Origin of the sequence: Aminobacter carboxidus (genome assembly GCF_014863355.1) — a bacterium.
Taxonomy (GTDB): Bacteria; Pseudomonadota; Alphaproteobacteria; order Rhizobiales; family Rhizobiaceae; genus Aminobacter; species Aminobacter carboxidus.
Genome location: NZ_JACZEP010000006.1, coordinates 36,044 through 57,439 on the forward strand (window position 1 = coordinate 36,044; position 21,396 = coordinate 57,439).

Here is a 21,396-nt window from a genome sequence, read left to right on the forward strand (position 1 = left end):
GTGCTCACCGCCGCATTGCCCCAAAACCCCACATGCGGTGGCGGCTACTATCCCTGGGCGACCTTTGCGGTCGAGGGATCTATCCAGCCGATGTTTCCATCAGACCGGCGGTAGACGATGTTGAGGTGCTCGTTGCCAGCATTGCGGAAGACCACAACAGGGCTATCCTTGGTGTCGAGTTCGATGACGGCGGATGCCACCGACATCGTCTTCAGAACCATCGTCGACTCGGCAACGATGGCGGGCGCGAAGTCTTCCGGCACATCCTCGTCGTCATCGACGAGAGCCGCGACGACCGAATAGGCGACATCAGTCAATTCACCGTTGCCAGCACCCAGATTGTGCGACTTCAGCCGGCGCTTGTAGCGCCTCAGGCGAGTCTCGAGCTTGTCGGCTGCCGCTTCGAACGCGGCAGTCGGTTCTTGGGCGTCACCGGTCGCTTGCAACGACATGCCCGAATCGAGCCGTACCACGCAATCGGCGGTGTAGCGCGAGCCGGACTTCACGACGTTGACGTGCCCGGAGAAACCGCGATCGAAGTATTTGCCGATCGCTTCGCCGATACGTCCTTCAATGCGCGTACGAAACGCATCGCCGACGTCCATGTGTTTTCCTGATATGCGCAGGCTCATCTGAAAACTGACCTTTTCTGTTCAGACTTCAAACCGGTCCGAGTTTATACCCGTGGCAGATGCAAACAAGCGTTGGCTCGCTTGTCACACCAATTTTAAGTCCGAACTTGTCGGCTGATCTTGGGCCACCCACCGGCAGCCGCTGGCTCGTATCGCAAGCCATCCTGTGCCGCATCTTTCCTTGGTGGGCTTTAGCCCTCTTCATGCGGGCGGGCTTCTAGACACTTCATTAAGGATTGTCAATCAAGCGCCAGAATGGCCGCAATTCCGCGGCTTTCAGCCTAGCTGGCGGCACCTGCCATGGCGCGTTTTTCGCGCCGGCGCTGCACCGACGAGGCGATGTTCATGCCTTCGCGATATTTGGCGACCGTACGCCGGGCGATGTCGACGCCACTTTTCTTCAGGATATCCACAATGGCATCGTCGGACAGCACGTCGGCGGCCTGCTCTTCCTCGATCATCTGGCGGATGCGGTCACGCACCGCCTCAGACGAATGCGCGTCGCCGCCCTCGGCCGATGCGATCGAGGCGGTGAAGAAGTAGCGAAGTTCGAACACGCCGCGCGTCGTCAGCATGTATTTGTTGGCGGTGACGCGGCTGACTGTCGATTCGTGCATGCCGATGGCATCGGCCACAGTACGCAGGTTGAGCGGCCTCAGATGGCGCACGCCGTGGACCAGGAAGGCATCCTGCTGGCGCACGATTTCCGAGGCGACCTTGAGGATGGTCTTGGCGCGCTGGTCGAGGCTGCGGGTCAGCCAGTTGGCGTTCTGCAGGCATTCGCTGAGGAAATTGCGCTCGGCAGCATCCTTGGTGCGACCCGTCACCTGGGCGAAATAGACCTGGTCGACGAGCACACGCGGCAGCGTATCGGGGTTGAGCTCGATCGCCCAGCTGCCATCGGCGGCCTGGCGCACCTCGACGTCGGGCACGATGGTGTCGGCAGAGCCGCCGGAAAAGGCCCCACCGGGCCTGGGATCGAGCGCGCGGATCTCCGCCAGCATGGCAAGCAGATCCTCCTCATCGACGCCACAGATGCGCTTCAGGCTGTGGAAATCGCGTTTGGCCAGAAGGTCTAGATTGTCGATCAGTGCCGCCATCGCCGGATCGAGCCGGTCGCGGCGCATGAGTTGGACCCGCAGGCATTCGGCGAGATCGCGGGCAAAAAGGCCGGCCGGGTCGAAACCCTGGCAACCGGTGAGCACCCGCAGCACGAAAGCCTCGTCGACGCCGAAGCGCGCTGCGATCTCGTCGGCTTCGCCGCGGAAATAGCCAGCTTCGTCGAGCCAGTCGGTCAATTCGGAGGCAACGAGGCGCTCGGCCGGGTCGGTGAAGGCGAAGGATATCTGCTCGCCGACATGGTCGCGCATGGTGATGGCAGCCGCCGCCATGTCCTCCATGTCGAAACCTTCGGAGCTGCCGCCCGAACCAGAGCCGGTGGATGCCGACTTCCACTGCATGGCGAGGTCGGGACCCATGCGCTCGACAGCACCGGGGTCGTCCGGGAACAGGTTTTCGAGCGAAGTATCGAGCTTCTCGGAGATCGCCTCCGAGCTCCAGCCCGCCTCGCCTTCGAACCAGTCCTCGCTGGTTGCGGGATTTGCCTCGCTTTGGGTCTCGATCTTGGGGAACTGGTCGCTGGGCCCGTCTTCGGCTGTTTCGACACGCTCAAGCAGCGGATTGCGCTCGATCTCGTCGTCGATGAAACGTTCAAGCTCGGTGTGGGTGAACTGCAGCAGCCTTATCGACTGCATCAGCTGTGGCGTCATCACCAGCGATTGCGACTGCCGTAGCTGTAGTTTCGCCGACAGCGCCATTGCTTGAAGTGGTCCAATCCCTGTCAGGTGCTGCCGAAAATCGGCGCGCTCGCCAGTCGCGATAAAACTGGCCCGGCTTTTGCATGTCAAGCAGATTGGGGATTTGGCATCGCGATTGCCGGCGCATTGCCCGGCAATCGCGAATGAAGGCTGCGCATTGCGCTGGCACGTTGCGCCCCGGCAAGCAGCCTAGAGCGTGAAGCCCTCGCCGAGATAGAGGCGACGGACGTCGGGATTGGCGACGACCTCGTCGGCGCGGCCGTGGGTCAAGACCTCGCCGGCATGGATGATGTAGGCGCGGTCGATCAGGCCCAGCGTCTCGCGCACATTGTGGTCGGTGATCAGGACGCCGATGCCACGCTTGGTCAGGTGGCGGACGAGCTGCTGGATGTCGGCGACAGCGATCGGGTCGATGCCGGCGAAAGGCTCGTCGAGCAGCATGTAGTTGGGGCGGCTAGCGAGCGCGCGCGCAATCTCGAGGCGACGGCGCTCACCGCCCGAAAGGGCGATCGCCGGCGACTTCCTGAGATGGCTGATGTGGAACTCTTCAAGCAGCGCATCGAGCGCCTTCTCGCGCTCCTTGCGACTCTTTTCGACCACTTCGAGGATGGCGCGGATGTTGTTTTCAACCGAAAGGCCACGGAAGATCGAGGCTTCCTGCGGCAGGTAGCCGATGCCGAGGCGGGCGCGGCGATACATCGGCATCGCCGTAACGTCGAAGCCGTCGATCTCGATGGTGCCCTGGTCGACGGGAACAAGCCCTGTGACCATGTAGAAACAGGTCGTCTTGCCGGCACCATTGGGGCCGAGCAGGCCGACGGCCTCGCCGGCGCGGACGCCGAGCGTCACGCCCGACACCACTTGCCTGCCCTTGTAGCTCTTGGTCAGGCCCTTTGCGATAAGCGTGCCCTTGAACTTACCGTTCTTGGCACTGCCTGTCGTCGCGGGCGCGGCAAGTTTTTGCGCCGAGCCGGGCTTCAGACGCGACAACAGCGAGGATGCCTCAGTCATTTATTTCTTCTGCGAACCCGGTGTGATCGACATCATGACACGACCATTGCCCTTGGCGCCCTTGTTGCAGCCGTCGACCTGGGCGAGCCCGGTCTTCATCTGCACGGTGAGCTTGCAGCCAACCAGGACGTTGTCGCCTTCCGACAGAACGACTTCCTTGCCGGACATCACCAGCACCTCGGTCTTCATGTCGAAAGTGCCACGGTCGCCGGTGGCAACCTGCTTGTCGGACTTCACATAGACCTTTTCGTCGACTTCGAGCCTGTCGATGTTGGCCGAGCCGGTGGCTGCCGAGCCGCCATCCTTGGCGTAATAGACCGTCATCTTGCCCGACTTCATGACAGTCGGCCCCTGGGTGACGCTGACATTGCCGGTGAAGATAGCGAGATTCTCCGATTCGCGGACCTCGAGCTTGTCGCTCTCGATCTGGATCGGCTGGTCGCCGGAGAGCTTGAGGCCCGAGAGCCTGCTCTGGCTGTCCTGCGCAAAAGCGCCGGCGGTGCACAGCATCACGCCCGCGCATGTTAACGCGGCCATTGACCGCCAAGACCTATTTTGCCGCACTCCCGCCTCCGCTGCCATTCTGCGCCGCCTTCATCCGCGCGGGATCGATGTCCACGCGTACCTTTTTCTCGAACACGACAACCTTGCCGTTTTCGAGCATGGACATCGAATCGGACGTGATCTTCGAACCGTCAAGGCTTATTTCGACCGGTTCGTCAGACTTCATCGCGCCACTGCCCATGTCGAGATACGCCGATTTGAGCTTGGCGACCATACCGTCGCTGGTCTTTACGATTACTTGTTCGGTCAGATTGAGCGTATTGCCTTCTCGGTCATAGATGCCGCGCACCGCGTCGACCTTGGCAATATTGTCGGCGGAGATCGGCAGGTTGGCGTCGATGCCGAGCAATTCGACGACACCCTGGTTGGCCGGATCCTGCACGGCACGGTCGGCGGTCATCGAATAAGGCAGGTTGTCGCGGGTGAAGCCGCTGAGCTGCGGCTTGGCCATCACCAGCTTGCCCTCGGAGAAGGCGGCACCTTCCGCCTTGACCTGGATGGAAGGAGGCGCGGCAAGATAGGTATAGCCGCCGAACAGCGCGGCAAGCACGATGGCGGCCAGCGGCAAGGCGCGCTTGAGGAAGCGGACGCGGCGCGAATGGCGCGCGGCGCGGTCGAACGCATCGGCGCGCGAAGTCGCAAGCGCAATCGCAGTGTCAACCGCAACGCCGCTCCCGCCGCCACTCGTCTCGATTGGTCGCGCCAACTGAAATGTCCTTCTTCGAACTGTCCAAGCCGCCCTTCAGGCCGGCACGGTGAAGCGGATGAAAGCCACGAAAATATGACCATAAGGTCAAAGAGTTGCGACCGAACGTATTGTTGCCCGCGTCCGGCTGCCAAACAGCAAACCCCAATATGGCTATTTAGCTTACAAATCCCAACTCCCGCAACGTCAGCTGAGGCAGGAAAGCTGTGGCTCTCGCCAAAGCGTTGCTTTAAAAGCGCTAACCTGCACAGCATGCGAGGCACGCCATGTCCATGAAAGCCGACGATCTGATCGACCGACGCCGCTTGCGGCGCAAGCTGACCTTCTGGCGGGTCGTAGCTTTTCTCATCGCCGCCCTGGCAGTCGTCGGCATGTCGACCTGGCTGGCAGGCGAGCGCATTCCCGGTGTGAGCGCCAGCCACATCGCCAAGGTCAAGATCGAAGGCACGATCACCGAGGACGAGGATTTGCTGCGCCGTCTCGACGAGATCCGCAAGTCGGCCTCCGTCAAGGGCGTGATCCTGTCGATCGATTCGCCCGGCGGCACCACCGCAGGCGGCGAGGCGATCTACGATGCCGTGCGCAAGCTCGCGGCCGAAAAGCCTGTCGTCGCCCAGGTCGGCACGCTGGCCGCATCGGCAGGTTACATGATCGCTTCGGCAACGGACCACATCGTGGCGCGCAAGTCGTCCATCGTCGGCTCGATCGGCGTGCTGGTGCAGTTTCCCGACCTGACCGGGCTGATGGATAAGCTCGGCGTCAAGCTCGAGGAGATCAAGTCATCGCCGCTGAAGGCCGAGCCCAATCCGTTCAATCCGACGACCGACGAAGAGCGCGCCATGATGCGCAACATGATCCTCGACAGCTACGACTGGTTCGTCGGCATCGTCGCCGAACGCCGCTCGATGTCGAAGGCCGAAGCCACCGACCTTGCCGACGGCTCGGTGTGGACCGGACGCCAGGCGCTCGCCAACAAGCTGATCGACGAGGTTGGCGGCGAAGACCAGGCCATCGCCTGGCTCGGCACCAAGGGCGTCGATGCCAAGCTCGAAGTGATCGAGTGGAAGCCCTCTCGCACCGGCAGTTTTTTCCTGCCTAGTTCCGTTGCCCAGGCGCTCGGCCGCGCACTCGGGGTTGGCGACCTGTCGTCGGAACTGATCAAGGAAATGGGCGCCGACCGCTTGTTCCTTGACGGTATGCTGTCGCTCTGGCAGGCTGAAAAAGCTGTGTCAGGCGGCTGAAAAACAAATAAAATCATCACTATCTCGACGGGGACCGAGCACATGATCAAGTCTGAACTGGTGCAAATCATTGCCACACGCAATCCGCATCTGTTCCTGCGGGATGTCGAGAACATCGTCAGCGCCATCTTCGACGAAATCACCGATGCCCTTGCCGATGGCAATCGCGTCGAGCTGCGCGGCTTCGGCGCGTTTTCGGTCAAGAATCGCCCGGCCCGCACCGGCCGCAACCCGCGCACCGGCGAATCCGTCGAAGTCGAGGAAAAGTGGGTGCCGTTCTTCAAGACCGGCAAGGAGCTGCGCGAGCGGCTGAACTCGGCGAAATAGGCCGCCAGGCAGCTGTGGCGGCGGGGCTTTAAACGGGAATATCCATGTTCAACCGCTTCATGCTCATCGTTGTCTTCGTCCCGGTGGCGATCGTGCTGATCGCACTCGCCGTCGCCAACCGCGCGCCCACCGCATTCACGCTCGACCCGTTCAATCCCGGCAATCCGGCGTTGACCATCCAGGCGCCGCTGTTCGTGCTGCTGTTTATGGCGCTGGCGCTCGGGGTGATTCTCGGCGGCGCTGTGACCTGGCTCAAGCAGGGCCGCTACCGCAAGGTCGCCCGCCAGCGCGGCCTCGAAGCCGAGAGCCTGCGCCAGGCAGCAGCCCAGCGGCCTCCGGTTGCCCAGGGCCCGGCCCTGCCGCGCCCCAACTGATCCACTTCGGCGCGACGACCTTTCAGGGAGAATTTTATGCTGCACTTTTCGGCCGATGACATCGACCGCGCACTGACCTTTCCTGGGCTGGTCGAGACGCTGCGCACGGCCTTCCGCGACGGCGCGGTGCAGCCGGTGCGCCATCATCACACCGTCGAGCGTGCCAAGGGCACCGATTCGACCCTGCTTTTGATGCCGGCCTGGACCGACTTCAAGGCCGCGGGTGCCGGCGCCGACGGGCATATCGGCGTCAAGATCGTCACCGTCTCGCCTGACAATAACGACATCGCCAAGCCGGCGGTCGTCGGGCTCTATTTGCTGCTCGACGGCATCACCGGCGAGCCGCAGGCGCTGATGGACGGCCCTCGCCTGACCCAGTGGCGCACGGCCTGCGCCTCGGCACTCGCCGCCTCCTACCTGGCGCGCGAGGATGCCTCGAAACTGCTGGTGATCGGTGCCGGGGCGCAGTGCAAGTTCCTCGCCCGGGCGCACGCTGCCGTTCGACCGATCAAGCAAATCCGCGTCTGGAACCGGACGCTCGCCAACGCCGAAACGCTCGCCGCTTCGTTGCGCGGCGAAGGTTTTGAGGCAACCGCCGTCTCCGATCTCGATGCCGAGCTGGGTTGGGCCGACATCATCACCGCCGGCACGATCTCAACGACGCCGCTGGTCAAGGGCGCCAGGCTCAAGCCGGGCTGCCACGTCGATCTCGTCGGCGGCTTCACGCCCGGCATGCGCGAGGCCGACGACGATGCGATCAGCAAGGCGCGTGTCTATGTCGACACGCGCGCGGGTGCGACCAAGGAAGCCGGCGACATCGTGCAGCCGATCGCGGCAGGCGTTCTCAAGGCCGACGACATCGTCGCCGACCTGCACGAGCTCGCCCGCAACCAGAAGCCCGCCCGCCAGTCGGCGGACGAGATCACCCTGTTCAAGTCGGTGGGCGCCGCCCTCGAGGACCTCGCCGCCGGCATTGCCGTCTACAAGGCACTCAAGCGGTAGCCTTGAGACGGACCTGCGCATTCATGGCTTCCGCGATCAGGCGGAAGTCGCGCTCGCTGAGTGGGCAAAGCCCGAGACGAAGCTGATAACCCCAGTTGCGGCCAGCGGTGAAATCGAGCCGCCCAAGCAGCATCGGACCGGCGCCTCGTTGGAAGCCGCCCAATCGACATCGCGCCTAGAGAATTTCCGCTTTTCTTCGAATCGCGGAATCTCTCTATCTTCTTGTTTTTGCGCAATTCCGGACGGAAAACCGCTACGCACTTTTCCTGGAATTGCTCTGGACGGCAAGAAGCCGCCGCCCATGTCGAACTGGTAAGCATCGCCTGACCGTACGTGGCCGATGGCGGTGAATGACTTCAGCTCGTCCTCGCCGCCCATGACCGTCGCCGGCGAATAATAGACGACGCCGTCGCCCGCCATGATCCGACGCAGCGGGCCGGCCTTGCCATGGCAAACCTGCATGAAGCCGCCCGAACGGCCGCGCCTGACATGTTCGGCGGAAGCGACCGCAAGCCAGTTGGCCGTGCTCATGGCCGTGCTGTTGCCGCTTGGTCGAGGCAGTAGACGCGCAGGCGATGGTTGTCGGGGTCGAGTGCGACGAAGGTGCGGCCGAAATCCATCTCGGCAGGCGCCTGCAGGATCTTGAGCCCACGGCTCGACCACTCGGCATGGGTCGCGTCTACCGCGCCAGGCGTGTCGAGGGCAAAGACGACCTCCGAACCGCCTCCTGCAGTCGCGGCCGCGGGCTGGGCGGTGTGGCGCGACCACAGGCCGAGCTTGAAGCCGCCGTCGAGCACGAACATGACGAAGGTCGGCGATGCTTCGACCGGCTGACGGCCGAACACGCCAGCATAGAAGGCGCTGCTGGTTTCGGGGCTGTCGACATAGAGGATGATGAAGTTGGGGCTGCGCATCGCGGTTCTCCTTGTTTCGGACAAGGACGACCCTAGGCGATGCCACTGTCAGATTCTGGCAGTGGCGTTCAAAGCTTCCTCGTGGTGTCGAGCGTCGCCCGCCATTCTTTCAGCATCACGGCGCGGCGGCGCGGGTAACGCGTGTCGGTGGCGGCGAGATCCGAGATACGGTCGGCACGGAAATGCCTGAAATCCTGGCGCATTTCGCACCACGCCACCATCACCCTGACCTTGTCGAAGAAGCCGAGCGCAAACGGCCAGACGGTGCGGCGCGAACCTGCTCCGGATGCATCCTCGTAGTTCATCTCGATCTTTCGCTCGGCCCGGATCGCCTGGCGAATGACGCCGAGATCGATATTCTCGCGCGTCGGACCGACGCTCGGCCCAACAAGCAGGGCGGTTGCATCGAGCTCGTCACGCAGGTCTTCGGGCAGCACCGCTGCGATCTTGGCCAGCGCATCCGTTGCGGCCGCCGACAGCCTCGTGTCGGGCTGCTTGGCAACCCAGCGCGAGCCGAGCACGATCGCCTCGATTTCCTCGTCGGTGAACATCAGTGGCGGCAACATGAAACCGGGCTTCAGCACATAACCCAGCCCCGGCTCGCCTTCGATCGGGGCGCCTTGTCCCTGCAAGGTGGCGATGTCGCGGTAGAGCGTGCGGATCGAGACGTCGAGCTCGCCGGCAAGCGTCAAGCCGCTCACTGGCCGGCGATGGCGGCGCAAGATCTGGATGAGGTCGAGCAGGCGTTCGGAGCGCGACATGATTCTCGGGCGGTTGTTGTCGGCAAGATAGGCCCGAGACAGCGGCACCGGAAGGCGTCTGCAATGCGCCAGTTCCGCTCGCCCCACCCCCGCGACCGCCCGTCCGGTTGCGGTGTACGGTGGCCTGTGCCAAAAGCGGCCAACTATCCGGAGACGCCGTTCCTTGAAGCACCCGCGCGACAAACGCCGCGACAGCCGCCCGCAGCAGCCCCGCAAGGGCGGAGCTGCCCCTGCACCGACGCGCGACCGTGTCGAGCGGCAACAGGAGCGCAAGCCCGAGCAGCGCCCTGCCCCGCGCCAGGACCATGCGCCGGAACCGAAGGCCGAACCGCGCAAGCTGGTCCGCCGGGAAGGCGCCTTTCCCGCCGAGCAGCTGCCGCTGATCCTTGAGGTCGCGCCCAACGACGACTACGCCCTGCTCGACTCCGGCAACGGCGAGAAGCTCGAACAATACGGCCCCTACCGCATCGTCCGGCCCGAGGGACAGGCGATCTGGCAGCGCGCGCTGCCGGCCAAGGAATGGGAACGCGCCGACGCCGTGTTCACCGGCGACACCGACGAGGAAGGCCTCGGCCGCTGGCGCTTCCCCAAGATGCCGCTCGGCGAGACCTGGCCGATGCGCCATGACGGGCTGCACTATCAGGGCCGCTTCACCTCGTTCCGCCATGTCGGCGTTTTCCCCGAGCAGGCGACGCACTGGGATCACATGGCCCGGCTGATCGTCGACGCCAAGCGCCCGGTCAAGGTGCTCAACCTGTTCGGCTACACCGGACTTGCCTCGCTGGTCGCCGCGCGCGCCGGGGCCGAAGTCACCCATGTCGACGCCTCCAAGAAGGCGATCGGATGGGCGCGCGAGAACCAGGAGATGGCCGGCCTTGGCAGCAAGCCGATCCGCTGGATCTGCGAGGACGCGATGAAGTTCGTCGAGCGCGAGGAACGTCGCGGCAGCCGCTACGACATCATCCTGTTCGATCCGCCGGCCTATGGCCGCGGCCCCAAGGGTGAGGTCTGGCAGCTGTTCGAGAGCCTGCCCGCCATGACCGACATCTGCCGCTCGATCCTGACGCCGAAGCCGCTGGCTGTGGTTCTGACCGCCTATTCGATCCGTGCCTCGTTCTTCGCCATCCACGCATTGATGCGCGACACCTTCGCCGGTATGGGCGGCACCATCGAATCGGGCGAGCTGATCATCCGCGAGAAATCGGCGGGACGCGCGCTTTCGACATCGCTGTTTTCACGCTGGGTGGCCAAATGAGCGAACACCGCACCGGAGCACCGGGCCGCGTCAAGGAAGTGACGAGCCTCGCCAACCCGCTGGTCAAGGACATCAAGGCACTAGCGCTGAAGAAATTCCGCGACCAGCAGAACGCCTTCATGGCCGAAGGGCTGAAGCTGGTCATCGACGCGCTCGACCTCGGCTGGACGATCAAGACGCTGATTTTCGCCAAGTCGGCGCTCGGCAACCCGGCGGTCGAGAAGGTCGCGGCGCGTACAGTCGCCTCCGGCGGCGACGTGCTCGAAGTCTCCGAAAAAGTGCTGACGGCGATCACCCGGCGCGACAACCCGCAAGCAGTCGTCGGCGTGTTCAGCCAGCGCTTCGTGCCGCTCAAAGACATTCGCCCGAAAGGCAATGATGTCTGGGTGGCGCTCGACCGGGTGCGCGATCCCGGTAATCTCGGCACCGTCATTCGTACGGTCGATGCCGTCGGCGCCAAGGGCGTCATCCTGGTCGGCGAGACGACCGATCCGTTCTCGCTCGAAACCGTGCGGGCAACGATGGGCTCGATCTTCGCCGTGCCGGTCGCCAAGACCAACCCGGAAACGTTTCTTGCCTGGCGCAAGGATTTTGCCGGCACCGTCGCCGGCACGCATCTCAAGGGCGCTGTCGACTACCGCTCAGTCGATTTCGGCAGCCGCCCGGTTTTGCTGGTGATGGGCAACGAACAGCAGGGTTTGCCAGACAATCTGGCTGATGCTTGCGACAAGCTTTTGCGCATCCCGCAGGCCGGCCGCGCCGATTCGCTCAATCTCGCGGTCGCCACCGGCGTCATGCTGTTTGAAATCCGGCGCGGCGCGCTGAAGCTTTAGGAGCCGCTGTTGAATCCAGTCGCATTCTACGGGGTCGTCGCAGCTCTCGCCGTGGCGCTCGACCAATGGATCAAGGTGCTCGTCGAGGCCAATCTCGTCATGCACGAGAAGGTCGACCTGCTGCCGTTCCTGGCTCTCTACCGCACCTACAACACCGGCATCGCCTTTTCGATGTTCTCGGATGTCGGCGACACCGGCCTGATCGTACTGACCACGGTCGTCGTCGCCTTCGTCACCTACCTGGCCATCAAGACCACGCCGGCGCAGGTCATCTCGCGCTTCGGTTTCGCGCTAATCGTCGGCGGTGCGCTGGGCAACCTCATCGACCGCACCGTCTACGGCCACGTCATCGATTACATATTGTTCCACACGCCGGTGTGGTCGTTTGCCATCTTCAACCTTGCCGACGCCTTCATTTCGGTTGGAGCAGCGCTGGTCGTGCTGGACGAGTTCCTGGCCTGGCGGCGCGGCCGCAGCAAACCCAAGGCCGCCGACGAATAGGCGAAACGGAAACGATCAAGTCACAATACAATATGTGACGAGGCCGTGAGGTCATCCGCAGCTTACCCACAGACTTCACTAAGCGGTTAAGATTTTTTTCACGATGGTCGCAATCGGGTCCAAGGTCTGCCACAATCGCTCATCATGGTGCGTTCGGTGGACGGGCCGAAAGGTACCGACTGAACTGTCTTGCGGCTACGCGGCGTAGATTTGCGGGTCGAAACGACAGGTGGGGAAGCTCGCTATTCCGAGCGCTTGGGGCCTGAGTGGAGAGTTGCTAGTGAAAATGCCCTTCGGGTTGGGCGCAGCCAATCAGCCGCGCTCCGCGATGATGTTCATGAAAGCCGAGCCGGCTTCCTGGCGCGAGAACGCGCCGAACCGCGGCCTGGTCTGCGGCGTATTGGCGATGACCGCCCTGATGAGCATCACCGCCGTTTCCGCCCTCTTTATCCTGCCGCATATGGGCCAGAGCGCGGCCGACCAAGCTCAGGAAATTCAGCAGGCCGAGGCCGAGCCGTCCAAGGAAAAGATCACCACCATCATTGCCGAACCGACCGGCCGCAAGAGCCGCGTCGCTTCGACCGCCAGCTCGATCATCGTTTCGGACGCCGTTGCCGAGGAAGCGTCCGACATGCCGTTGGCCGCCGACCCGCGCTGGGCGCAGGTGGTGAAGGCCGGTGCAACGCAGCCGCTCGAAGCGATGCCGGCCATTCCCGGCGCCGAGAAGGTCATCGCCAAGGACCCGACCGAGACCGCTGCTCTCGCTCTTACCGATACCGGCGCCAAGACCGACCCCGCCGCGACCGCCGCGGTCAAGGCCATCGAGGCCGAAGCCAAGCCAGCCGAAGCCAGCGAGGGCGGCAAGGCAGCCGTCATCAAGCGGTCGGTGAACATGCGCGCCAAACCGCAAAAAGGCGGCGCGGTGCTTGGCGTCATTCCGGCCAAGACCTCGGTCGAGCTGGTTTCTTGCACCCAATGGTGCGAAATCGTTTTCAACGGCAAGCGCGGCTACGTCTACAAGAGCTACATCCAGTAATCGTAGTATTTCCCGACCGTCAGATCTGCGGAAACGGAACGACAGCTAAAATTCGATCTATCTGCCAAAATCTTCCCTAAGCACTCGGTGCTAGGCTTCCGCCATGATGACGGAGTCCGGCACAACTGGTGAGAAGACGACGCAAGGTGCGGCCACAGCCGACCCCGACATGCAGTCGCATCGCCGAATTATCACGCCGCCTTCGCTCGCACCGGCCTTGCCGAAGGAGCCGCCGCGCGGCCTCTACTTCACCATCCTCGTCGCCGTCCTGGTGCTTTCCGGCCTTGCGCATCTGACTGGCGCGCCTGTTTTCATCAGCGCAAGCCTGTTCGCCATCGGCCTTGCCGGCATGGTGCTGCTGTCGCGCAGCCTGGGCGAGCGCGCGCGGGCCGCGGAAGCAATCACCGAGAACGCCTCGCGCAACCGCGCCGAGATCGAGACCCTTGCCGACCGGATGTGGGAGCTGCAGGAAAGCGAAGAGCGCTTCCGCGGCCTCATCGACGCGCTGGGTGACCTGGTCGTCCACCGCGACCGCGACGGCCGCATCGTCTATGCCAACAAGGTGTTCGCCGAACTCATCGGCCAGGACCCGCGCGACCTCGCTGGCCGCACACTTGCCGAACTCGGCGTCGATGTCGGCGTGGTGCCTGATGCCGCCTTCGCCGATGGCGAATGCCTGAGCTCAACCGATGTCGGCATCCGCTCCATCGGTGTGGTGCGCTGGTTCTCATGGATCGAGCTTTCGGTGCGCGACAAGGCCAGCAATGCCGTGTCGCACCGCGCGATTGCCCGCGACATCACCGCCCGCAAGCGTGCCGAAGCCGCACTGATCGGCGCGCGCGAGCGGGCCGAGTATGCCAGCCAGGCGAAGTCGCGTTTCCTGGCGACCGTAAGCCACGAGATACGGACGCCGATGAACGGGATCATGGGCATGGCCAAGCTGCTGCACGACACCGAACTGTCGCCCGAGCAGCGCACTTATGTCGGCGCCGTCTCGACCTCGGCCAGCGCGCTGTTGGCACTCATCGAGGACCTGCTCGACTATTCCAAGATCGAGGCGGGCCGCTTCGATCCCGAGCCGCAGCCGATGTCGCCGCGCGAAATCGCCGACAATGTCGTCGAGTTGTTGGCGTCGCGCGCGTTCGGCAAGGGCATCGGCCTTGGCTGCCATGTCGCGCCCAACGTGCCGCAGATGATATCGGCCGACCCCGGCCGCGTCCGCCAGGTCCTGCTCAACCTGATCGGCAACGCCATCAAGTTCACCGATGCCGGTGGCGTCCGCCTCAATGTCGAGCGGACCGGCGACGATCATCCCGGCACGATCCGCTTCACCGTGACCGATACCGGACCAGGCCTGCGCGCCGAGGACGTCGAACGCATCTTCGAGGAGTTCGAGCAGGCCGACGGCACCTCGACACGCTCGCATGGCGGTGCCGGGCTAGGGCTCGCCATTTCCAAACGTCTCGTCACCGCGATGGGCGGCACGATCACTGTCACCAGCCAACCCGGCGAAGGCTCTAAATTTGCCTTCGAGCTACCGGCATTTGGCGCGACCGACACGCCCCAGGCCGACGCCGATGCGCTGGCTGGCCGGCGCGCCGTCATCTTGTCGAAGAACACCACCGAAGCGGAAGCGCTCGCCGAAACCATTCGCGGCCATGGCGGCCACGCCGACATTGCGGTCACGCCTGAACAGGCCGCCGCCTTCGCCGAAGGCTGCAATGCGCTGCTCGTCGACGCCGCGCTCGAAGAAAACGACGGCCGCATGCTCAAGCAACTGCGCGAACGCGGCTTCGCCGCCAGCGAAGCCGTCACACTGATTGCACCGACAGACCGCGGACTGCTTGGCGAACTGCGCGCCAGCGGCTACGCGACCTTCCTCGCCCGGCCAGTGCGCAGCGAGACCCTGTTGCGGGTGCTGCTGGCGAATCAGGGCGTCGTGCAGGGCAAGCCGCAACTGGCGAGCCGCCGCACCGCGGCCAAGCCCGCGAATCGTCCGCAGCTTCGTGGCCTGTCGGTGCTGATCGCCGAGGACAACGACATCAACGCCATGCTCGCCCGCGCCGTGCTGGTGAAAGCAGGGCATCGCGTCGACGTCGTCAACAATGGCAAGGCCGCTGTCGAGGCGGTGACTGGCGCCAGCCGCAAGCGGCGCTATGACGTCGTGCTGATGGACATGCACATGCCCGTAATGGACGGATTGGACGCCATTTCGGCCATCCGCAGGCACGAAGAGCAGCATGGCCTGGCTGCCGTGCCGATCATGGTGCTGTCCGCCGACAGCCAGGAAAAGACCCGCCACGCGGTGCTCGCCCATGGTGCCAGCGGCTTTGTCACCAAGCCGCTCGACCCCGATGTCCTGATCAATCTTGTCGAGCAGCGCGCCGCTGCCTGAACTAAATCGGGGCGATTTTCCTAGCCGGCTACGCGCCGTTGCTTGCCCGGCCAGACTTGCCGCGACAGGTTGATCACGATACTGTCACAATCCTGTAGCACCGACACCGTATCCCCGCGCCAGGAGGGATGGCTCGAAGGAGAATCACCCGTGCATACAGCCTTGCCGGACAGTGACACTCAGAAAGCCAACGGCGCCAAGGTGACAGTGCCTTCCAAACCTTTACTGCCAGGGACACCGCTCGGACGGATCGGGACGCTTGAGGTTCGCCTCGCCCGGGACGAGTCGGAAATCGCCGCGGCCCAGGAAGTGCGCTACCGCGTGTTCTTCGACGAACTCGGCGCCAGGAAGCAGGCACTGCACTCGATCGAGCGGCGCGACGCCGATCGCTTCGATGACATCTGCGATCACTTGCTGGTCTTCGATACCTCGATATCAGGCCCCGAGCATCGCCGCATCGTCGGCACCTACCGCCTGCTGCGCCAGGAGCGCGCAACGGCGGCTGGCGGCTTCTACTCCGACGACGAATTCGAGCTCAACAAGCTCATCGCCCGCCATCCGGGCCAGCGCTTCCTGGAGCTCGGCCGCTCCTGCGTGCTGCCCGAATACCGCTCCAAGCGCACCATCGAGGCGCTGTGGCAAGGCATCTGGGCCTATCTGAACCGCTACGACATCGACGTCATGACCGGTTGCGCTTCGTTCCATGGCACGGTGCCCGCGGCGCATGCAGAGGCGCTGACCTATCTCGCCCACCATTGCCGCACCAGCGCGGACTGGGACGTGCGGGCCGTGGCCGGGCGCTATTGCGCGATGGATCTGATGCCGATCGAAGCGGTCAACGCCAAGTCGGCGATCGCTGCGATGCCGCCGCTGATCAAAGGTTATCTGCGCGTCGGGGCGAAGATCGGCGACGGCTGCGTCATCGACCATGACTTCGGCACGACGGACGTCTTCATCGTCATGCCTGTGAAGGAAATCGGCGCCCGCTACATCAACTATTACGGCGGCGAAACCCAGCGCTTCGCCGCATAGTGCCGTGAGCGACGGCCTCCAGCCTGCCTTCGACAAGCTGCGCGCAGCGGCCGAAGGACTGGCGGAGGTGGTCGAAGGTACCTCCTACGGCACGCCGTCGCTTCATGTCCGCAAGAAATTCCTCTGCCGCGTCAAGGATGCCGACACGGCGGCGGTGACGTGCGCGCTGGAGGAAAAGGAGATGCTGATGGAGGCCGATCCGCAGCTCTATTTCGAGACCGCCCACTATAAGGGCTGGCCGGTCGTGCTGGTACGCATCCACGACATCCCGCCTGACCAGCTGAGAACCCGGCTCAAGCGCGCCTGGCTGATGCAGGCGCCGAAAAGCCTGCTCAAGGCACAGCAGGTGGCCGGTTGATCGCAGACAGGGGCGAGAAGCAGATGGCAGGTACCCAAGAACCTCGTCGGACCGACACCGGATCGCGGATCATCAAGGCTGCGTCTGACGTCGTCTATCGGGCCCTCGTCGATCCCGCTGCGGTGGCAAGCTGGCGCCCGCCAATGGGCATGCGAGGCGAAGTCCTGGCCTTTGATGCACGCGAAGGCGGCACCTTCCGCATGGCCTTCATCTATGAGGACGACGGTGGCCACGGCAAGACCACTGACAATGCCGATGTCTTCGGGGGCCGGTTTGCCGAGTTGGTGCCGGGCCGACGCGTCGTCGAGCTTGTCGAATTCGAATCGGACGATCCCGCCTTTGCCGGGACGATGCGGATCGTGACGGCGCTGGAGCCTGTCGGAGGCACGACACGGGTCACCGTCAGCTGCGAAAACGTGCCGCCTGGCATCAGCGAGGACGACCATCAAAAGGGAATCGCCTCGTCGCTCGCAAATCTCGCCGCCTTCATCGAGGCCTAAGCTCCTACGGGGAGAAGCGTCCGGGTCAGCCGCAGGTTACAGTGGCGAGCGCGTTCAGCCGTTGTTCCCTCAGAGCACCGGCAACGTTGGGGATCAATGCCAGACAGACCAGCACACAGATGCCGGCGACCAGCAGCCGAAAGGGTTTCCCGAAATGCCTGCCGTTGAGCACGGCACCGGCAACAGCCCGAGCACGACAATGGGCAGGCCGACGACAAGGGCGGGTATAGCCAAGGATGGCAGCGAGGTGGCGCGGCCGTTTCCGCTCGATCATGCCAGCCCGTCCCGGCGCGTTTGACCTGTCATTGACGCCCTGATGGCACTGGCATGGCCCGAGTGGCAGGGGTCGGCTGCGCGTCTGGCGCCTCTTCGCCAGCCGTTACCCCGATCGCGTCGATCCGGGCCTCGCCCTGGGTGATCAGCCGGGCGCCGCGCTGGTTGCGGGCGTGGATCCAGAGCCAGTTGATGGCCACGCTGAGCCGTGCCCTAGAGCCTATGAGGAAGTAGATGTGGGCGATGCCCCACAACCACCACGCCAGGGCGCCGCGCAGCTTGATCCAGCCAAAGTCGATGACCGCGCGGCGCTTGCCGATCTGAGCAAGACTTCCCTGATGGCGGTAGTGGAACGGCCGCGGCGCGGCATCGCCGCGCAGCCGCGCCTTGATGGTGGCGGCGACGTGCTGGCCTTGCTGCTTGGCGGCGGGCGCGATGCCGGGCGCGGGTTTTCCGTTCGGGTCGTTCACCGTCACGGTGTCGCCGATGGCGAACATCTCAGCATGACCTGGAACCGTCAGGTCAGGCATGACCTGGAGACGTCCTGCCCTGTCCGCCGGGGCGCCGAGCCACTCGGCGGCGGGCGATGCGCGCACGCCGGCGGCCCAGATGATCGTCTTCGTCGCCAGCCTGATATCGCCATAAGTGACGCTGTCGGCGTTGCAGTCGGAGACGGCGCGACCGAGCTCGACTTCGATGCCAAGCTTGCGCAGCGAGCGCAGGGCATATTCGGAGAGGTCATCGGGGAACCCGCCAAGCACACGCGGTCCGGCTTCGATCAGCACCACCCGCGCTCTGCCCGTGTCGATGTTGCGGAAATCGCGCCGCAGCGTGTCCCGCGCCAGTTCGGCGATCGTTCCGGCCAGTTCCACCCCGGTGGGACCGGCGCCGACGATGACGAAGGTCAGCAGCGCCGCCTGCTTTTCCGAGTCGGTCTCCCGCTCGGCACATTCGAAAGCCACCAGGATGCGCCGCCGGATCGTTGTCGCATCTTCGAGAGTCTTCAGGCCGAGCGCATAGCCTTCCCACTCGTCGTGGCCGAAATAGGCGTGCCGCGCGCCGGTCGCCAGCACCAGGCTGTCATAAGGCACGGTCGCGCCGCCTTCGAGAAGGACCTGGCGCTGCTCGGCATCGACGCCGGTGACGTTGGCCAGGATGGTCGTCACCTCCGGCCTGTTCCAGACAAGCGAGCGGATCGGCCAGGCGATCTCGGAGGTGGCCAGCGAGGCCGTCGCGACCTGGTAGAGCAGCGGCTGGAACAGGTGATGGTTGCGCCGGTCGATGAAGGTGATGCTGACCGCAGCACCTGCCAGCCCCTTGACGACTTCCAGCCCGCCGAAGCCGGCGCCTACGACCACAACGCGATGCTGCATCGATTCCACCCTCTGCTTCGGCGCATAGTAGAACCAGCTTCGCGGACAGGTATAGAGCCTGACATCTCAGGGAATATCTTCGGGGCGGCGGCCGGGACGGCTGCGATAGGCAGGAAAAGTCCAGCCAAACTTCAGCGCGCCGCCACGCACCATGAAGGCCGCGACGAAGGCGACGACGGTCGACACCTCCGGCGGCAGTTCGGCGATGTCGGCGAGCGTGTAGATGCCCGCCCCGACCATGGCGGCGGAGACATAGATTTCAGGCTTGAGCAGGACCGAGGGCTCGCCGGCGAGAAGATCGCGCAGGATGCCACCGAAGGTCGCCGTCAAAAGCCCCATGACGATGGCGACCGTCGGCGAGCCGGTCGCGGCCAGTCCCTTGGCGGCACCAATGGCTGCATAGGCCGACATGCCGAGCGCATCGAGCCAGAGCAACAGCTTGTAGCGGGATTCAACCAGGTGGGCGGTGAGGAAGACGAGCACCGCAACCGCGGCACAGACCAGCACATAGGCCGGATTGATCACCCAGAACACCGGCAGGCCAAGGATGACGTCGCGAACGGTGCCACCGCCGATGCCGGTAAAGCTCGCCAGGAACAAAAATCCGATGACGTCGAGTTGCTTGCGCGAAGCGGCAAGCGCGCCGGTGGCGGCAAACACCGCAACCCCGGCATAGTCGAGATAGAGCAGTGGGTTCATGGGAGCGAATAGGGAATAGTGAGTAGCGAATAGGAGAAAAACAAAGCAGCCCCCCGGTTTGGGGGCCACTTTACTGATCAAATCCCTGTTCGCTAATCCCTATTCGCTATTCGCTTCTCAGGCGTCTTTTTCGGCCTGCTCGTTGACCGGGCCGGGCTCGGCCGGCGCCTCGGAGACATGCTTGGGGCCGCCCTTGGCGATGCCGACCATGGCCGGGCGCAGCACGCGGTCGCCGATGGTGTAGCCGGACTGGGCAACATGCACGATGGTGTTGGCGGCGACGTCGGGGTTGGGCACTTCAAACATCGCCTGGTGGAAGTTCGGATCGAACTTCTCGCCGAGCGGATCGAGCTTGCGCACACCGTGACGCTCGAGCGCCGACAGCATCGAACGCTCGGTCACTTCGACGCCCTCGATCAGGCTGGCGAGGCCAGCATCGCCGGCTGCCTTGGCCTCGTCGGAGACCGCCTCGATCGCCCGACGCAGATTGTCCGAGACCGAAAGCATGTCGCGGGCGAAATTGGCCACCGAATAGGCACGGGCATCCTGCACGTCGCGCGCGGTGCGGCGACGCAGGTTCTCCATCTCGGCTGCGGCGCGCAGGGCGCGGTCCTTCAGATCTTCGTTTTCCTTCAACAGCCGCACGAGGGCTTCGTAGTCGCCTTCGATGCTGCCTTCGATCTTTTCGGCCTGGGCCTCGGCAGCCGCCGCTTCGTCGGGCGTGCGTTCGTCTTTTGCCTGGTCGCTCATCGCCAATTCCCGTTGTTTGGACACGTTCTAAGTTGCGCCCGATATCGAGGTTTGGGTGCCAAAAATCAAGAGGTAACGGCTGCGAAGACCGGATGCCGCGCCCTGCAGCAGCTCTACAGGCACCAACAATTCAATATTAATTCAAGCTTTACCATAGAGGCGGACCATATCGGTGGCGGGAGAACGATCTGGGAACCAATTGCATCTGGCAGGAGTTCTCCCGATGACGAACAGGCCCTCGACCATGCCCAATGCACGCAACAACAAGACTGCAGCGAAGCTGGCGACGAACATCAGGCGTGAGCTCGCCACCGAAAGCAATCTGCGCGTGCTGGAAGCGTTGCCGGCATTCCAGGCCGACGATCACCTGCCCAACAAGTTCCGCCGGTTGCTCGACAGGCTCGATGCCGCCGAACAGGACAAGCCGCTCCGCAAGATGTTGAGCACCATCTAGCGCGCCACCCACCCGCGTCGAGGGCGGGGACAGCAACTCATTTGCCGGCTGCGCGGCGCCAGGCGTATTTCGCGCCCTTGTCGGAAACGTCGGCCGGCTTGGCCGTCGGCTGGTAATAGAGCGGCAAGCCACCAACCTCGCCCGCTTCAAGCCGCTTCAGCAGCACCGGATGCGTGATCTCGAACTCGTTGAAGCCGACACGCAGCATGTGCGGCAATTGGTCGACAAGCACCTGGCCGGTCGCCCTCACCGCACCTTCGAAGCCGTGACGGCTGCGCAGCAATTCGGCCTTGGAGAAGGAGCGGCCGTCGCTGAAAGCGGGAAAGGCAAGGGCTACCAGCGACAGCTGGTCGAGCGAGTCGGAGATCTCTTCCAGCTGGTCGCCGGGCTGGAGCAGCACGCCGAGGCGTTCCTTTGCCGCTTCGCGCTGGTCGGCCGAGAGTTCCAGAAAAGCCTGCAGCGTCAGGATGACCCGGCTGTTGCCGGCCAGCGCACTGGCGTTCTCGGCATGGGTCCAGCCATCGTCCCGAAAGCCTTCGGGGGTCCAGAGGCGCGGCGCCGGTGTCGCTTCGGTCATGAAAGTGAATT

Annotated in this window: 26 protein-coding genes; 13 read left to right on the forward strand and 13 right to left on the reverse strand. The window is 64.0% G+C overall.

Annotated features, from left to right (window positions below; all coding sequences use genetic code 11):
* Positions 1-47: 47 nt before the first annotated feature.
* From hpf to lptC, 5 genes are all read right to left on the reverse strand, one after another.
* Entirely contained in the window at positions 48-632 is a 585-nt protein-coding gene (gene hpf / locus IHE39_RS18765; RefSeq protein WP_184769951.1) for a ribosome hibernation-promoting factor, HPF/YfiA family, read from the reverse strand.
* A 281-nt stretch (positions 633-913) separates the two neighbouring features.
* Positions 914-2,449 (reverse strand): RNA polymerase factor sigma-54, encoded by a 1,536-nt coding sequence (gene rpoN, locus IHE39_RS18770; protein ID WP_192567553.1) that lies wholly within the window; start codon positions 2,447-2,449, stop codon positions 914-916.
* A 189-nt stretch (positions 2,450-2,638) separates the two neighbouring features.
* Complete coding sequence (gene lptB, locus IHE39_RS18775; protein ID WP_192567554.1) at positions 2,639-3,460, reverse strand: LPS export ABC transporter ATP-binding protein; 822 nt, start codon at positions 3,458-3,460, stop codon at positions 2,639-2,641.
* The gene (locus IHE39_RS18780; protein WP_246485563.1) at positions 3,461-3,970 is read right to left on the reverse strand and encodes an LptA/OstA family protein; all 510 of its coding nucleotides are present in this window, start codon (positions 3,968-3,970) and stop codon (positions 3,461-3,463) included.
* Between the two features lie 40 nt (positions 3,971-4,010).
* Positions 4,011-4,730, reverse strand: a complete 720-nt coding sequence (gene lptC / locus IHE39_RS18785; RefSeq protein WP_192567556.1) for an LPS export ABC transporter periplasmic protein LptC — start codon at positions 4,728-4,730, stop codon at positions 4,011-4,013.
* A 266-nt stretch (positions 4,731-4,996) separates the two neighbouring features.
* Here lptC and sppA point away from each other — a divergent pair, with 266 nt between their 5' ends.
* Genes sppA through lhpI form a run of 4 tightly spaced genes read left to right on the forward strand, consistent with a single transcriptional unit; the run spans position 4,997 to position 7,674 of the window.
* A complete protein-coding gene (sppA, locus tag IHE39_RS18790) occupies positions 4,997-5,971 on the forward strand; it encodes a signal peptide peptidase SppA (protein ID WP_192567557.1) in 975 nt (324 codons plus the stop codon).
* Positions 5,972-6,013: 42 nt separating this feature from the next.
* Positions 6,014-6,298, forward strand: a complete 285-nt coding sequence (locus IHE39_RS18795) for an integration host factor subunit beta (protein ID WP_055981346.1) — start codon at positions 6,014-6,016, stop codon at positions 6,296-6,298.
* A 44-nt stretch (positions 6,299-6,342) separates the two neighbouring features.
* Complete coding sequence (locus tag IHE39_RS18800; RefSeq protein ID WP_184769945.1) at positions 6,343-6,672, forward strand: LapA family protein; 330 nt, start codon at positions 6,343-6,345, stop codon at positions 6,670-6,672.
* A 36-nt stretch (positions 6,673-6,708) separates the two neighbouring features.
* A complete protein-coding gene (lhpI, locus tag IHE39_RS18805; RefSeq protein ID WP_192567558.1) occupies positions 6,709-7,674 on the forward strand; it encodes a bifunctional Delta(1)-pyrroline-2-carboxylate/Delta(1)-piperideine-2-carboxylate reductase in 966 nt (321 codons plus the stop codon).
* Positions 7,675-7,710: 36 nt separating this feature from the next.
* On the opposite strand, the gene IHE39_RS30740 is transcribed toward lhpI, so the two are convergent.
* The 3 genes from IHE39_RS30740 to IHE39_RS18820 all read right to left on the reverse strand — a co-directional run bounded on the left by IHE39_RS30740 (position 7,711) and on the right by IHE39_RS18820 (position 9,349).
* Positions 7,711-8,205 (reverse strand): EVE domain-containing protein, encoded by a 495-nt coding sequence (locus IHE39_RS30740; protein ID WP_246485564.1) that lies wholly within the window; start codon positions 8,203-8,205, stop codon positions 7,711-7,713.
* Positions 8,202-8,588 carry a VOC family protein gene (locus IHE39_RS18815; RefSeq protein ID WP_192567559.1) on the reverse strand — a complete coding sequence of 129 codons (387 nt, stop codon included), beginning with the start codon at positions 8,586-8,588 and terminating at the stop codon, positions 8,202-8,204. Before IHE39_RS18815 ends, IHE39_RS30740 begins: the two co-directional genes overlap by 4 nt.
* A 68-nt stretch (positions 8,589-8,656) precedes the next feature.
* Entirely contained in the window at positions 8,657-9,349 is a 693-nt protein-coding gene (locus tag IHE39_RS18820) for a helix-turn-helix transcriptional regulator (protein WP_192567560.1), read from the reverse strand.
* A 163-nt stretch (positions 9,350-9,512) separates the two neighbouring features.
* Between IHE39_RS18820 and IHE39_RS18825 the strand changes: the two genes are divergently transcribed.
* The 8 genes from IHE39_RS18825 to IHE39_RS18860 all read left to right on the forward strand — a co-directional run bounded on the left by IHE39_RS18825 (position 9,513) and on the right by IHE39_RS18860 (position 17,259).
* Entirely contained in the window at positions 9,513-10,604 is a 1,092-nt protein-coding gene (locus tag IHE39_RS18825) for an RsmD family RNA methyltransferase (protein WP_192567561.1), read from the forward strand.
* Entirely contained in the window at positions 10,601-11,437 is an 837-nt protein-coding gene (locus IHE39_RS18830) for a TrmH family RNA methyltransferase (protein ID WP_192567562.1), read from the forward strand. Before IHE39_RS18825 ends, IHE39_RS18830 begins: the two co-directional genes overlap by 4 nt.
* A 9-nt stretch (positions 11,438-11,446) precedes the next feature.
* Positions 11,447-11,938 (forward strand): signal peptidase II, encoded by a 492-nt coding sequence (gene lspA, locus IHE39_RS18835; protein WP_192567563.1) that lies wholly within the window; start codon positions 11,447-11,449, stop codon positions 11,936-11,938.
* A gap of 286 nt (positions 11,939-12,224) precedes the next feature.
* Positions 12,225-12,974 (forward strand): SH3 domain-containing protein, encoded by a 750-nt coding sequence (locus IHE39_RS18840; protein ID WP_246485572.1) that lies wholly within the window; start codon positions 12,225-12,227, stop codon positions 12,972-12,974.
* A 103-nt stretch (positions 12,975-13,077) separates the two neighbouring features.
* Positions 13,078-15,369: a PAS domain-containing hybrid sensor histidine kinase/response regulator gene (locus IHE39_RS18845; RefSeq protein WP_192567565.1), complete on the forward strand. Its 2,292-nt coding sequence runs from the start codon at positions 13,078-13,080 to the stop codon at positions 15,367-15,369.
* A gap of 150 nt (positions 15,370-15,519) precedes the next feature.
* Positions 15,520-16,401 carry a l-ornithine N(alpha)-acyltransferase gene (gene olsB / locus IHE39_RS18850; RefSeq protein WP_192567566.1) on the forward strand — a complete coding sequence of 294 codons (882 nt, stop codon included), beginning with the start codon at positions 15,520-15,522 and terminating at the stop codon, positions 16,399-16,401.
* 4 nt (positions 16,402-16,405) lie between these two features.
* Positions 16,406-16,759 (forward strand): MmcQ/YjbR family DNA-binding protein, encoded by a 354-nt coding sequence (locus IHE39_RS18855; protein ID WP_184769934.1) that lies wholly within the window; start codon positions 16,406-16,408, stop codon positions 16,757-16,759.
* Positions 16,760-16,782: 23 nt separating this feature from the next.
* A complete protein-coding gene (locus tag IHE39_RS18860; RefSeq protein ID WP_192567567.1) occupies positions 16,783-17,259 on the forward strand; it encodes an SRPBCC family protein in 477 nt (158 codons plus the stop codon).
* 25 nt (positions 17,260-17,284) lie between these two features.
* Here IHE39_RS18860 and IHE39_RS18865 read toward each other — a convergent pair whose 3' ends face one another.
* From IHE39_RS18865 to grpE, 4 genes are all read right to left on the reverse strand, one after another.
* On the reverse strand, positions 17,285-17,533 hold the full coding sequence (locus IHE39_RS18865) for a hypothetical protein (protein ID WP_192567568.1): 249 nt from the start codon (positions 17,531-17,533) through the stop codon (positions 17,285-17,287).
* Positions 17,534-17,561: 28 nt separating this feature from the next.
* A complete protein-coding gene (locus tag IHE39_RS18870) occupies positions 17,562-18,905 on the reverse strand; it encodes an NAD(P)/FAD-dependent oxidoreductase (RefSeq protein ID WP_210327624.1) in 1,344 nt (447 codons plus the stop codon).
* A 66-nt stretch (positions 18,906-18,971) separates the two neighbouring features.
* Entirely contained in the window at positions 18,972-19,604 is a 633-nt protein-coding gene (locus IHE39_RS18875; protein WP_184769930.1) for a trimeric intracellular cation channel family protein, read from the reverse strand.
* A gap of 117 nt (positions 19,605-19,721) precedes the next feature.
* Complete coding sequence (grpE, locus tag IHE39_RS18880; RefSeq protein WP_192567570.1) at positions 19,722-20,354, reverse strand: nucleotide exchange factor GrpE; 633 nt, start codon at positions 20,352-20,354, stop codon at positions 19,722-19,724.
* 223 nt (positions 20,355-20,577) lie between these two features.
* Between grpE and IHE39_RS18885 the strand changes: the two genes are divergently transcribed.
* Positions 20,578-20,808, forward strand: coding sequence for a hypothetical protein (locus IHE39_RS18885; protein ID WP_246470874.1), 231 nt, complete (start codon positions 20,578-20,580; stop codon positions 20,806-20,808).
* Between the two features lie 37 nt (positions 20,809-20,845).
* On the opposite strand, the gene IHE39_RS18890 is transcribed toward IHE39_RS18885, so the two are convergent.
* Positions 20,846-21,385, reverse strand: a complete 540-nt coding sequence (locus tag IHE39_RS18890) for a DUF934 domain-containing protein (protein ID WP_192567571.1) — start codon at positions 21,383-21,385, stop codon at positions 20,846-20,848.
* Between the last annotated feature and the right edge of the window lie 11 nt (positions 21,386-21,396).

Coding starts and splice junctions, on each gene's coding strand:
- IHE39_RS18845 (WP_192567565.1), top strand. CDS start 13,078: ATGATGACGGAGTCCGGCACAACTGGTGAGAAGACGACGCAAGGTGCG.
- grpE (WP_192567570.1), bottom strand. CDS start 20,354: ATGAGCGACCAGGCAAAAGACGAACGCACGCCCGACGAAGCGGCGGCT.
- lhpI (WP_192567558.1), top strand. CDS start 6,709: ATGCTGCACTTTTCGGCCGATGACATCGACCGCGCACTGACCTTTCCT.
- IHE39_RS18780 (WP_246485563.1), bottom strand. CDS start 3,970: ATGCTGTGCACCGCCGGCGCTTTTGCGCAGGACAGCCAGAGCAGGCTC.
- IHE39_RS18860 (WP_192567567.1), top strand. CDS start 16,783: ATGGCAGGTACCCAAGAACCTCGTCGGACCGACACCGGATCGCGGATC.
- lptB (WP_192567554.1), bottom strand. CDS start 3,460: ATGACTGAGGCATCCTCGCTGTTGTCGCGTCTGAAGCCCGGCTCGGCG.
- IHE39_RS18885 (WP_246470874.1), top strand. CDS start 20,578: ATGACGAACAGGCCCTCGACCATGCCCAATGCACGCAACAACAAGACT.
- IHE39_RS18815 (WP_192567559.1), bottom strand. CDS start 8,588: ATGCGCAGCCCCAACTTCATCATCCTCTATGTCGACAGCCCCGAAACC.
- rpoN (WP_192567553.1), bottom strand. CDS start 2,449: ATGGCGCTGTCGGCGAAACTACAGCTACGGCAGTCGCAATCGCTGGTG.
- IHE39_RS18870 (WP_210327624.1), bottom strand. CDS start 18,905: ATGCAGCATCGCGTTGTGGTCGTAGGCGCCGGCTTCGGCGGGCTGGAA.
- IHE39_RS18800 (WP_184769945.1), top strand. CDS start 6,343: ATGTTCAACCGCTTCATGCTCATCGTTGTCTTCGTCCCGGTGGCGATC.
- sppA (WP_192567557.1), top strand. CDS start 4,997: ATGTCCATGAAAGCCGACGATCTGATCGACCGACGCCGCTTGCGGCGC.
- IHE39_RS18820 (WP_192567560.1), bottom strand. CDS start 9,349: ATGTCGCGCTCCGAACGCCTGCTCGACCTCATCCAGATCTTGCGCCGC.
- IHE39_RS30740 (WP_246485564.1), bottom strand. CDS start 8,205: ATGAGCACGGCCAACTGGCTTGCGGTCGCTTCCGCCGAACATGTCAGG.
- IHE39_RS18890 (WP_192567571.1), bottom strand. CDS start 21,385: ATGACCGAAGCGACACCGGCGCCGCGCCTCTGGACCCCCGAAGGCTTT.
- IHE39_RS18795 (WP_055981346.1), top strand. CDS start 6,014: ATGATCAAGTCTGAACTGGTGCAAATCATTGCCACACGCAATCCGCAT.
- IHE39_RS18830 (WP_192567562.1), top strand. CDS start 10,601: ATGAGCGAACACCGCACCGGAGCACCGGGCCGCGTCAAGGAAGTGACG.
- IHE39_RS18840 (WP_246485572.1), top strand. CDS start 12,225: ATGCCCTTCGGGTTGGGCGCAGCCAATCAGCCGCGCTCCGCGATGATG.
- IHE39_RS18875 (WP_184769930.1), bottom strand. CDS start 19,604: ATGAACCCACTGCTCTATCTCGACTATGCCGGGGTTGCGGTGTTTGCC.
- IHE39_RS18865 (WP_192567568.1), bottom strand. CDS start 17,533: ATGATCGAGCGGAAACGGCCGCGCCACCTCGCTGCCATCCTTGGCTAT.
- hpf (WP_184769951.1), bottom strand. CDS start 632: ATGAGCCTGCGCATATCAGGAAAACACATGGACGTCGGCGATGCGTTT.